This is a genomic window from Rhodohalobacter sp. SW132 (assembly GCF_003390325.1).
GTDB lineage: Bacteria > Bacteroidota > Rhodothermia > Balneolales > Balneolaceae > SW132.
Genome location: NZ_QUOK01000004.1, coordinates 341,922 through 354,154 on the forward strand (window position 1 = coordinate 341,922; position 12,233 = coordinate 354,154).

Annotated in this window: 13 protein-coding genes; all 13 read right to left on the minus strand. The window is 34.9% G+C overall.

From position 1 onward, the window contains the following. Window positions 1–56 precede the first annotated feature (56 nt). The 13 genes from DYD21_RS10480 to DYD21_RS21495 all read right to left on the minus strand — a co-directional run bounded on the left by DYD21_RS10480 (window position 57) and on the right by DYD21_RS21495 (window position 12,231). Entirely contained in the window at window positions 57–929 is an 873-nt protein-coding gene (locus DYD21_RS10480; RefSeq protein WP_116036226.1) for a hypothetical protein, read from the minus strand. Next, the gene (locus DYD21_RS21420) at window positions 926–1,405 is read right to left on the minus strand and encodes an acyltransferase (protein ID WP_116036229.1); all 480 of its coding nucleotides are present in this window, start codon (window positions 1,403–1,405) and stop codon (window positions 926–928) included. The genes DYD21_RS10480 and DYD21_RS21420 overlap by 4 nt, the downstream gene beginning before the upstream one ends. After that, window positions 1,405–2,424 (minus strand): DUF354 domain-containing protein, encoded by a 1,020-nt coding sequence (locus DYD21_RS10490; RefSeq protein ID WP_116036232.1) that lies wholly within the window; start codon window positions 2,422–2,424, stop codon window positions 1,405–1,407. The genes DYD21_RS21420 and DYD21_RS10490 overlap by 1 nt, the downstream gene beginning before the upstream one ends. Before the next feature lie 19 nt (window positions 2,425–2,443). Then, window positions 2,444–3,598 (minus strand): hypothetical protein, encoded by a 1,155-nt coding sequence (locus tag DYD21_RS10495; protein WP_116036235.1) that lies wholly within the window; start codon window positions 3,596–3,598, stop codon window positions 2,444–2,446. Next, window positions 3,595–4,755 (minus strand): hypothetical protein, encoded by a 1,161-nt coding sequence (locus tag DYD21_RS10500; protein ID WP_116036238.1) that lies wholly within the window; start codon window positions 4,753–4,755, stop codon window positions 3,595–3,597. The genes DYD21_RS10495 and DYD21_RS10500 overlap by 4 nt, the downstream gene beginning before the upstream one ends. Beyond that, a complete protein-coding gene (locus DYD21_RS10505; protein ID WP_158551543.1) occupies window positions 4,745–5,305 on the minus strand; it encodes a haloacid dehalogenase-like hydrolase in 561 nt (186 codons plus the stop codon). The genes DYD21_RS10500 and DYD21_RS10505 overlap by 11 nt, the downstream gene beginning before the upstream one ends. Then, complete coding sequence (locus DYD21_RS10510) at window positions 5,280–6,140, minus strand: polysaccharide deacetylase family protein (protein ID WP_116036243.1); 861 nt, start codon at window positions 6,138–6,140, stop codon at window positions 5,280–5,282. The genes DYD21_RS10505 and DYD21_RS10510 overlap by 26 nt, the downstream gene beginning before the upstream one ends. After that, entirely contained in the window at window positions 6,137–7,219 is a 1,083-nt protein-coding gene (locus tag DYD21_RS10515; protein WP_116036245.1) for a glycosyltransferase family 4 protein, read from the minus strand. Before DYD21_RS10515 ends, DYD21_RS10510 begins: the two co-directional genes overlap by 4 nt. A gap of 82 nt (window positions 7,220–7,301) precedes the next feature. Next, window positions 7,302–8,366 carry a RimK family alpha-L-glutamate ligase gene (locus DYD21_RS10520; RefSeq protein ID WP_116036249.1) on the minus strand — a complete coding sequence of 355 codons (1,065 nt, stop codon included), beginning with the start codon at window positions 8,364–8,366 and terminating at the stop codon, window positions 7,302–7,304. A gap of 199 nt (window positions 8,367–8,565) precedes the next feature. Further along, complete coding sequence (locus DYD21_RS10525; RefSeq protein WP_116036251.1) at window positions 8,566–9,810, minus strand: hypothetical protein; 1,245 nt, start codon at window positions 9,808–9,810, stop codon at window positions 8,566–8,568. 33 nt (window positions 9,811–9,843) lie between these two features. Next, a complete protein-coding gene (locus DYD21_RS10530) occupies window positions 9,844–10,677 on the minus strand; it encodes a glycosyltransferase (protein ID WP_116036254.1) in 834 nt (277 codons plus the stop codon). A gap of 13 nt (window positions 10,678–10,690) precedes the next feature. Further along, a complete protein-coding gene (locus DYD21_RS10535; RefSeq protein ID WP_147303560.1) occupies window positions 10,691–11,920 on the minus strand; it encodes a lipopolysaccharide biosynthesis protein in 1,230 nt (409 codons plus the stop codon). A gap of 143 nt (window positions 11,921–12,063) precedes the next feature. Next, window positions 12,064–12,231 (minus strand): DegT/DnrJ/EryC1/StrS family aminotransferase, encoded by a 168-nt coding sequence (locus DYD21_RS21495; protein ID WP_116036258.1) that lies wholly within the window; start codon window positions 12,229–12,231, stop codon window positions 12,064–12,066. Window positions 12,232–12,233 lie beyond the last annotated feature (2 nt).

The following is a 12,233-nucleotide window of genomic DNA, read 5'->3' on the forward strand; positions in this document are numbered from 1 at the left end:
GGATAAACCCTTAAACCTTTCAACTGATAAACTTATAAACTAATCAACCCATAAACTCATAAACCCTGAAACCTCACAATCCCTGCTTTTACAATATTCTTAAAATTCTGCCACACCAACTCCTGAGTCCATAAAACCGGATTATCCGTCCACCGCTGGGGATGAAAATTCATCATAATCTGGTTGGGGAGTTTGCCGGATTTGCAAGCGTTGATAATGTCCTTAGTCGATCGAAATGAATACTTTTTTGATAGTGAAAGTTTTGAGTTTTTAGTGTTGGGTGTTGAGTGTTCGCTCTCTCTCCCACTCTCCCCCTCACTCCCTCTCCCACTCTCCCCTTCACCCAATCTCTCCGTCACAGGCACCTTGTCCCTAATGCTAACCCCCTCCCCGTCCCACCTCCTTCCGGTATCTGTCAAATACAGCACTTTCGAAAAATCGAGATCGAAGTAGGGTTCCGCAATAATTCCTAATTCACGATAATCGTACTTCTTCCAAACTTCTTTGTTGTCGTACGGCGAACGCGGGCTGCCGTGCATGCAGATGGTTTGTACGTCTGCGACCTCCCGAAGCTGCGCCAGGTGCTTTTTTGCCAGCCCGTACGCCTTGTCCACATCCCCCTTGGCGAAGTCCATATCTTCGTAGTGATAGCCGATTTCGTGGCCCATGGATGCGATTTCCCTTATTACCCCATCATCGAACGACTGCGGCACCATCCGGAAATAGTAGGTTCCTTGTATTCCGTTCTCATGCTGAATTTTAGCAAACTGAAGAGAATGTTCTTTTCGAGCATCTACGTCGTGGCGTAGGAGGATTACTTTTTTTTCAGGTTGTTCTGTAAACTCGCGATAAGTTTGGAAGCCATAACCTACTTCAATAAAGCTTATAAGAAGTTTCTTATAAATTGATACCGTAAAATCTTTTTTCACTTCTCAAACGTTTTGATCACTTTTGCCGGCATTCCTACCGCAACTGAATAATCCGGTATGTCTTTCGTAACGACTGCCCCTGCACCGATAACTGCCCCTTTTCCAATTGTTACTCCCGGCATGATGATCGCACCAATCCCAATGTGTGCTCCATCTTTAATTTTAACACCTGCCACTTTTAGAGGGCACTCCATAACAGGTTTATCTATTTCATAAAATTTTAGATCGCGCTGATGGCATAATATCATAACCCCTCCTGTCACCCACACATTTTTACCAATCTCAATTAAGTCCGGATTTGAATCGTCAATTTGAACTGTCCTGTTAATTTTGGAACCTTTTCCAATTTTAACACCTCTCATTCTGTGCAGCATCGTAGTTATATGTGCCGGGAAGGTAAAGGGTATGATAACTGAGATTATCCGAATCCAGATACCTTTTACCACAGAATTGAATGTACGTTCATTATTTGACATCAGAGTTGGTTGATATAATTTAACAACTGCACATTGGGATCTTGAATAGATTTAAAATAAGATACTTTTCTCTCATTCCATTCTGACTTTGATTCATCGTCCTCTAATAATTCAAATGCTTTATCCACTGCCATATCTATAGAACTAAAGTTATGCAACAGATTTAATTGATTTTCAAGAAATACAAAGTTGCTCATATCATCGGGTCCCACGAAAGAATTACAGCGTATTGCAGGTGTACCCAGTAAAGCGGCTTCAGTAGCCATAGATTGGGAGTCCCCCATATAGAGCGACGCGTGATGCATAAGCTGGTGCATAACATTTGGTGATGCACTGAATTTATTTCCTTCCAATTCAACTGGCAGCTTTTTTTCTGATGATATAATTACCCGCCCATACAATTCCAGTTTTTTTACCAATTCAATTTTTTCTTGGTCAGGCAGTCCGCTCTTTCCGATATCATGATTTGCCCCCCAGCCGATAAATCTTAAAAGAATTAATTTTTGATCCGGATTAATTCCATGCTTTGAAAGTATTTCAGGATTTGGTGTAAAGTAATCCGGGTGCAGGTAACAGCTTTCAAAAAAGGTATCCAGCTTCACATGCTTCTTACCAAAATCCAGCTCAAAGCAATGCTGAGTTATTATAAGGTCCGATAACCTGGATACAAATTTATTGGTCAGTGCCACAACTTCGGAATCCGGGGTTATAATTGTTTTATAACTGAATAATGGAGACAAAAACGCAGAGTAGGGAGAAGCTTTGCTGAATACCACATCGGGTTTAAATGCACGAATAACTTTGGCAAATGCAGCCATTAACCCCACTGAATTGGTAAGCTTATTCACAATACCGGCTTTCACACCCCCGATTTTCACATATTCAACTCCTTCACTGATTAACAGTTCTTCAAGGATATCTTTTGCCTTGATGACAAATAAAAAATCATCAAACTTATGGTAGATATGCTTCACCTGGTAATAATGCTTGGGGTGATGAAGTTCAAAGAGTACTTTCATGTAATAATCTAACTATCATTTAACTACTTATTGAGTGAGGGTTAATTTTTTTTGTAATTAAACGAACAAACCCATCTATACTCTTTAAAAAGGTTACGATTATGTCTTTCTGTGAAATATCATTATGAATGACTTTGACGATATCACCATCTATCTTTGCAATATTCTTCTTACTCAATAGGGTATCTCTTTGATAAAGCCAGTCGTTAAAGATCCATTTATATGCTATTCCAGATTTGTATTCTTTAGTTTCTACTTTTTTTCCTTTTGCCAAATTATAATAGTCCCAAGCTATTGATAAGCCAATTTTTTCAGAAAGTGCATATGAACCCCAAAACTTGGGATTGATCTCCATCAGAACCAGCTCTCCTTCTGCCGTTTCTTTGAATTCTATCATCGCCACGCCATTCCATTCCAATGAGGTAAGAATCTTACGCCCAATTTTTTTTAATTCTTTATTGTTAGTACTGACCGCAAATGTGCTGGAGCCGCCGGTTACAGGGTACTCGTGTATTCGTCTATGTGTATAGTCGTATATACATTCTCCGTTTTTGTACAATCCGTAATACCCCACTCCATGCCCTAAAATATATTCTTGAATAACCGGTGGTTGTATATTTCCTTCTTTATATCCATATCCCGTTAAGATTTCTTCAACCTCTTTTAAGCTATTGCAATATTTTACACCTGTTTCACCCACGTTTACAAATTTAAGAACCACCGGAAAAGAAAGTTCAGATAATCTTTCTGAAATTTTACTCAAATCATCTGACGTATCATAAATAGTTTTAGGGCACAGAATATTGATTGATTCCGCATATTTGAATGTCTTTCTCTTATTCTGAGCCAACCTGACTTTCTCTTTTTCCGGAAGTAAAAACCGGGTCTTCGTTGTAAGTATTTCTCTGTTTTCAGAAACAAGATATACGCTTTTATTGCTAACCGGGATCAAAACATCCGGTTGATCTTTTTCTAATTGGCCTACCAACCGGTCCACATCTATTACCGCTTTAAATTGAAAACACACTTTATGTCTTAAAATCCTTGAAAAATAAAAGGGAGTAAGCTTTTTATTAAAATGAGCTTTGACCTTCAGGCCTCTTTCTGCCAGGCTTTTTGCAATTTCATACCCATGCTTGGTTTCACAGTCTGTTACGATAACATCAAATTTCATTGACACCGGTTCTTGAAATTTATGTATTCACTTAACGCATACAGCATCCAGGCCTGCCCCCAACGAACGTAATTCACTTTATTAACAAACAGCGGGTATTTCTGATAATAAAAATAGTTTTTTTCGTAAGAGTAAAAATTTTCAACGGCATAGTGATAAATCCTGTCTATAAATGAATAATCAAATTCCAGAGATTTACTGAACTTTGATAGATAATAAATGGCTGATGCCTGGTTGTGAATATCTATAGGATATTTTTTTGGTAACCTCCAGTAAATGGCTCCATCCGGTGAAACCTGGTTTTCCAAATAAAAATTAAGGCCCCTCTCAATAGTTTTATCAAATTTCTTACTACCTGTTGCATTTTTAAAATTCAAAAGACTTGAAATTACATACAGTTGATGAAAATCAGTTTGATATTTCTTACTGTTTCCCTGTAGTGAATAAGGAAACAACCCGTTCTCTTCCTGGTGATAAACAATATAATTGAGAAGTTTTTCAGCAAATCCGATCTGTTTACCCGATTCATTCAGTTGATAATTTCTCACCAAAATATCGGATGCAAGTCCAATAGCATTAAAGACAGTTGTATCTTTTTGTGTATCATAATTTAATTTCAAGCCCTCTCTATGCTCCTGAACTTCTAAATCCATTAAAACAAATTCACTACAGCTCAGTAATACGGATTTAATTTCTTCATCCCGATAATGTTGATAATGGTTAAACAATCCTTCATGAACATATGAGGTTGCGACAACATCTCCTATATTATTATTTCGCACTGTTTTCCTGTTTGCATACTCAAATGGCAACCCCCAGCAGGCACCGTGATACCCATCAAATTTATCGTTAAGAATAGATCCAACCAGCATTTTAATTTCATCCTCGGATTGACCTATTGAAGATATTTTTAAAAGAGAACTCAGAATCAAGGATTTTCCTTTTGGAATAAGCGTTTTTTCCACACCCATTGCCGGGCGAAAGTTTACAGGGCTTCTTTTATTCACCTGCGTCAAATAAAAAAGAACACGGTGGGGTAATTTCTTCCAGGCTTTATCCCCACAGTTCAGCAGGTCATAGGGATCATACCCTTTAAAATCTTTATCCCTGACTTTTTCATAACAATCACTATAAATCTGCACCGGGTTATTTTGCATCTTTGATCTTAAATGGTTCTATCAGTTCACTTTTTTTAAAAAGTGACAATAATTTTTCGTCAGTTATGCTGTCAGAAATTGCATATTCATAGTTATAAGTATCTTTAGGGAAATGATGCAGCAGATAATCAATCTTTCCCTTGCCATGGATATGCATGAAGGTTTTTGTATCATTTTCAAAGTGGCTACCCTTTGCATTTATCTGTAACCGTTCACCTAATATTCTGACATAATTATCTGGAGAGGCACTTAATATCAGCAACTCAAATTCATCGCCAACAAATTCACTTTTTAATTTATTTAATAGTGGTTCATTTAAAAAACTTGTCAAATTTCCGGTTAAATTATTCAGTTCAGGATCTTCTTCCAAAATTAACCGGATGGTATATTTTTTAAAATCCTCGAGTCGAATGAACCGAAAGCGCCTCAGCCATTTGAGAATAAGTGCATAAAAAGAACCGTTTTTAATTTTTTTATTGATATAAAACCGAAAACTGTCTACACCTATGAGTGTATGATCAAGATCAATGACAACTAATTTTTTCTTCACTATTCAATTTATTTACGATTTCGTCACAGGTTAAAAATTCAGCACCTCTTTTTTTCCCTTCCTTAATAATTTCCTCATATACCCAGGCATATCCCGGAAACTCCTCTTCATTGAACATTCTCTGGTGCCAAAGGATGGTGAACGGCACCTCATGTTTCTCCGAGTGGTCCATCCATTTGATTGCAAGTTTTAACGCTTTTTGAGGGTTATGGCCGGCTTCGCTAAATAGGTAGCACTCCATCAGGGTTAACGGTATTACAAACAGCCCACTTTTTTTATGGGTAAAGGGCGCTATGCGATCATCTTTATACCCAATACCATCCGTTCGGCCAAGTGACGCATCATACTCAAACCCCGCTTTTTTGTGTAACTCCCAGGTCAGCGGTTCTTCCATATTTAGGTAATGCTGGCGTATTCCTGAAACACTATGGCCAAGAATTTGCTCAAGGTGATCCTTTTCCTGTTTCAAAAGTTCCAGGTTCTTATAGGACAGGTAACTGCCATGTACGCCTATTTCCCAGCCTCCGGCATCCATATCCCGGATCACCTTTTGTATCTCTTTGTTTTGATAGCTGTACCGGCCATACGCCAGTTTCCAGGTGGTTGGTTTTGACCATGTAGCCGGCATGGTTTCTTCTAAAAAAAAGGTGGTTGACCGCACCCCATATTTTTCCTCGATGCCCATCATTTTTTCAAACATCCAGTAGGGGTTGTTGCCCTTTAAAAACGGTCTGAATCCTGAGATTCTCCCCTTCCTCAGATCATGCGTGATATACTGCCATGATTTTGATATACGGTCAATATCGTGAGTCAGGCAGATCTGCAGGTTACTCATACACGTTCCTCCACTACATCATCAATAATTTTCTCCAAGCGTGCAGCTACTTTGCTTGCATAAAAATGTTCTTTCGCATAATTGTAGTTATACTCCGACATCTCTTTCATCAGCTCCGGCCTGCCCAGCAGATATTCAATCTTCTCTGCGATATGCTCCGGTTCTCGGTTATCCAGGAACAGCCCCATTTTGCCATCTTCGAAAAAGTCGGGAATGCCGCCGACTCTGGTTGTTAGTACTGGAAGGCCGAAAGCTATGGCTTCTAATACGGAATTTGGCATGCCTTCGTGATAGGATGGAAATAGGAATAGATCGGCCGATATTAAGCAATTCATTTTATCTTCACCTTCCACATACCCTTTCAAGGTAATTCCATCTGTATCAAAATTGTATATATGCTCCTTTAAATTATCCATTGCCGCGCCGTTACCTGCAATAGTTAATTGAATATCCCTGCCCTGTTTTAAAAGAAGACTTACAGCATCTACAGCTTCGAAAATTCCTTTTGCTTTTTCAATCCTGGAGAGAAACAATAGATTTTTTACTTCAGACTTTCTTTCCCTGAATTTAAAATCATTCAACAGCTTTTCATCAACAACGGTAGTTTCGGTTGAAATTTGACCTGTGTAACCCCAATCACTAAGCTTCTTTTTAAATTCTGATGATAATACTATGATATGATCTGCTTTGAGAAACGTTTTTTGTAACCAAAATCTCAGGATTCTTGAATTATTTATCTTCTTTTCAAAGGATGGATTCCAGCCTCTGAAAAAAATGATTCTTTTATGCTTTTTAGTTGATAGTAATGAGAAAATTCCATCTCTTACAAACCCACCATAACCGAGTGAGCTGCTAATAAGAATGACTCCACTATTTCCATCTTTATACGCTGACTTATAAAAATGGATATAATCGGTTATGAATCGCCATATCTTATTCTTTTCTGAAGATTTACCACGATAAACATACGTGCAATTTTTATCAAGAAACGGTTTCAGCACTGAATAATAATTCGCTACACCACCGGGATTATCAAGACGTGGCACGAGTATAAATTTATTTGCTTTTATTTCAGACACTTCTTTTTATAAATTTTTGCATTAAAACTTTTCCCCAAAAAACTAACTACACATATAATTTTCATCGTAAAACATTAAGTATTCATTGAAATGTAATATTATGTACAATACCTGCCATATCAAGTGCATATTTTAACCGAAGATCGTAACACTGATTTCGTGCAAAATCACCAAATTCAGAGATCCAATTATTGTCTCTATAAACATATCTCGCAGGCTTCCCATCAATCAGCATTTGATAAGGATCTGATTGTCCAAAATAGGTTTGAATTTCGTTTACCAGATATTTACCGTCCGATGTTTCAAATAGATCATATGCTGCACTTTTGATTTCAAGTTTATCTGAAATCTCTTTTACAAATTGTAAAACAGATAATGGCGGATTCTCATACCCTTTCAGTTTGGAACCGCTTGCCATCCCACTTTCTGCAATTTTTTTGTGCGCAAAATATGACTCCCCAATTCGAACTACCCGCCACTCATATTCATGAGGAATAAATTCCTGAAAAAGAATTTCACCCTTTTGACGGTATTGGTAGCGTTTGCGATATGCATTCAGTTTTTTTAGTAGTACACCTGGATTTGTTATTTTATTCCAGGTTCTGGAAAGTTTATTCCCCTGCCTTAGATTTGGCCCAATTCGTTTTGGAAAACCCCTTCCTTTAAAAACTTCATAAACGAGTTTCTCTGCTTCAATTTTATTCCTAAGAAATTTTATACCAACACCGCCTGCACCTGAATTTGATTTAGCAATTATTGGATAGGATTTTGATTCATTAAAGATATAGTCAAGCCCTTTTTCGTATTCTGTATAATAGTATGTCTTGGGATGAGGAATATCATTTTCAACCAATATTTTTTGTAACTCAGGTTTGTTCTCATAGATTTTTATTGCTTTAAAGTCAGGATAAATCGGGACATCGTAATTTTTCAAGACTTGAAGATGTATTTCATCATATTTTCTTTTTTTATAAATATCAAAAGAGTTAGGACATCCTATTACAATATTCGGTTTAAATTGAGAAATCTTAGTATTCCAATCTTCTTCAATTTTTGAGCAAACATAATCTGCTTGGATTCTTTCAAGTGCATTAATCCATTTTGATGAAAATGTTGACTCATTATCCGATATAATTAATACAGTCATACAATTATTAACTATTACTGTTTATAAACTAATTTATTCATCTGAACTATTCAGATAAACTATTCATTGAACTTATGATACCACTCATGAACAGCATTAATAGTCCTCTTAATCCATAATTAGACCATTCACCAACTATTGCAAATAACAAAGCCATTACTTTTTTTTGTATAATATTGAATTCAGTACAATGTACGTTTTACTCGCTTTTTTCATTAAGATAAATAGTCTTCATTACACCTAAACAAGCTCCCAAATAAAGCATTATAAATGTTCTAAAAGTAATATTTCCCCACCCACCAGAAATAGACATCAGCAATGACATTATAATGACTACAAAAATTATGGTTTTTAATTCCCGTATCTCTCTTATATCCTTTAAATGTTTGTAGTACTTATTATTTTCCAGAAGAATCATTATATGCAACCATAGATATAAAAACAGTCCAATTAAACCAGCTCCATATAAATAAACTGAATAATCAACATGAATAGACCTATTGAATCCAAAACCTGGCAAAACTCCCACATGATCAAATAAATCTTTTCCAAAAAAAGTTGATAAAATTCCATCTTCAGACACAACTTCCACTGTTGTAATAAACTCACCTACCCTATCAGTTCTTTCTTCAGCTATCTGCTGAATATTGCCCATTCTCTCGATCAAATCTCTCCTGTGTTCATAACGATCTAATAATACATTAATATAAATGGGTGAAGTTATAAGTAATATCAATCCAGATATAACTATATATTTGGAGATTCTTATTTTATAAGGGCTATAATAAATATATGTAAGTAACCCTGCAATAAGTGCAAGTAATGCACCTCTTTTAAAACCAATGACAACAATTAATAAAGTTGTTATAGTGATGAATAATAGCACATATTTATTAGACGCATAATTTTCCTTTTCATCTATAAACATGGTGTAGTAAACAGGCACTGCAACCAGTAGTATCAACATATCTTTAACAATATTGACATTTGTTTGACCAGTATAAAAAGTGCCCTCTAAATAAGTAGATATTCCAATGCCAAGTATATTTGAAATAATAATATATATACAGATTAAAGTTAGTATATATATGTAAGTTCTATTCAGCATTTCAAATCGCCTAACGGAATTAACCACATAATAACCAATAGGAAGCATCATAAGAGTAATGTATACTCTTGAAAACATTGTCAGTGAGTAAGCAGGATTCTGTGAAAAGAGAGCCAATAAAAATAGGTAAATTAAAAATAAATAAACATATAAGGTAAGTCTGTTTAATTTTAAATTGCTTAATAAAAAATATGTTACGAATATTATAGCAACATATCCTCTTATCAACCCTAAATGAATATTCCCTCTTGCCCCTGATTCAACAAGCAAAACTACACTATTAAGTAGCAGAATTGCAATAACAATCCAAAATTCAAATTTACTCTTCAACTTCATAATTTCAACTTCCGAATAATGAAATATTAATGTTTACAGATTGTTTTTCATGTGATCGTGAACTTTAAATACCTCTCTAAGTTGTATGCTAAAAAGTAAAGATCTTATTTTTTTTTGATATCTTTTCTTTAGATAATGTTTAGCATCTTTCTTTTTACCATCAGGACAAAATCTGGATACATTTGCAATTAATGAATCAAAGTAAGGTAGGTTAGCATCTCTGTTCCGATCACTTACTCTTCCTTCAACTGTTTTCTTATGTAATGCACCGGGAAAATTATAAAATGCAACTTTATAGTTTAACGCAATTTTAAACCACATATCTAAATCCGGACCATGGTTAAGTGATGTATTAAAAAAACCAACTTTTTTAAAAACATCTTTTCTTATCACCACAGTATCAGAACTCGCAATTGATGATTTTGCTGATCTAATAAGATAATCTTCAACAAGACCTTTGTAGTTATTTTTCAAACCAATAAAGCGTTTTCTCTTAATTTTATCTGGGTATTCTAAATTATATCCACTGCAGTACATGCCCGCCTCAGGATATTCTTTTATTAAATCAACCATATTCAATAGATAATCATCATACCAGATATCGTCAGCATCCAAAAATGAAATCAGTTTGTAATTAGCTTCTTCAATACCTCTATTTCTTGCAGTTGCCTCTCCACCATTATTTTTATTAACCAATTTCACTTTCTCATCTTTTATATCCCTGACCTTATTAACACTGTTATCAGTTGACCCATCATTAACTACAATAATTTCAAAATTCTTATACTTCTGATTAAGAACTGAGTGTATAGTTTCTGTTATATACTTTTCTTTATTATAAAGTGGAACTATTACAGATATATACATATTGTAATCTACTCTATTGCTTTGGTTTTATTATTGAAAATATTGCGTAACTACTATAAGTATAATATATACTCATGAAGATAGTATATAGAATCAAGGTTGAATAAATTTCATATTCAAAGAAATATGATAATGTAAATGGTATAGTCGCCAATAGTATCTTAGAAAGATTTATTTTAAAATAGATGTTTTGCAGATTTAAAACATTTAATATGTTTATAAATGGTAGACTAAGAAATTGAAAGAATAAATAAATTGTGAGGATACTAGTAATTAATCCTGCTTGGTACCATTCACTTCCAAAAATAAGTTGAAACAGAAAGGGTGAACCGAAAAGCAAAATGGTACACGGAAGAATACTTACTATTGCTAATCGCTTGAGAATATTTATTGATAAATTGTAAATTTTTTCAGAATTATCTTTTCCAATCCTGGCAATTTCACTATAAAATGCTTGACCTGTTGATCTTCCCAAAAGCCCTATAGGAATGCCTATAACTGTCATCGCTAAACCCAATTGTCCAGTGGTATTAGAACCAAATTGGAATGCAAAATATAGCACTGGAATTTTACCTGCTACTATTAAAAGGAATTGTGACGGTAAGCTATACATCGGGAGTTCCTTATAATATCGGAGTAAGAAGAAAATCTTTTTGAAAGTAACTTTATACCAATAATTTCTAAAATCTTTTAAGAATATTTTTAGAAAAGCTAATATTCCACCTGCCTTCTTGAGAACAACTCCAATTAATAAACCAATTGGTTTCAATCCAAATAAACCTAATCCGATTTTGGCACTTGCAGAAAATACGGATTGCCAAACACTTGTTTTTGCAACTACATCAAAAGATTTTTTTCGGATTGCCCATTGTGACAATAATTCAAAAATTGACGCCCCAGCCAAACCCAATATAAGTAACCACCAGTAAGAAGTGATTTCAACCATGTTAAAAAATGCGAAAATCAACTCTCCATAAAATAAAAGTATTATAGTACAGAAAAGTGTTATCAAACCAATTAAACTTAGTATCAGAATAAATAAATTAAATGCTAATTCATCGCTTTTTGGTAAAAGTAATGCAACTATATATCGCATGTCTGCAAAAACAAGAAGTATCACCAGAGCTGCCGTAAATACAGCAAGAATTCCAAAATGTTCAGGTGTATAAATTCTTGTAATAAATGGCATTGCTGCTAACCCAATAATTTTGGCAATACCAGTTCCCGACGCAAGAATACTCATGTTTTTGAAAACATTTTTTGTAGAACCTTCACCAAGAACTTTATTAAATATATTTTTAATTATTCTATGCAATAAAGCTATTCTTAAGTTGAGGATTAAATTCTTAAAGTATTCAGTAGTTACAGTTCACAGTGTGTCATTGGTCATATATTCTCAATTATTTCACCTCTGATTTCATTCTGATCATCAATGTTGAGGAATGGATGCATGGGCAAACTCATCACTTCCTTTGAAGCCTTTTCGGACTCTGGAAAATCACCATATGTATAGCCTAAATGTTCGAATACCGGCTGCTCTTTACAGTGTGTCAGTG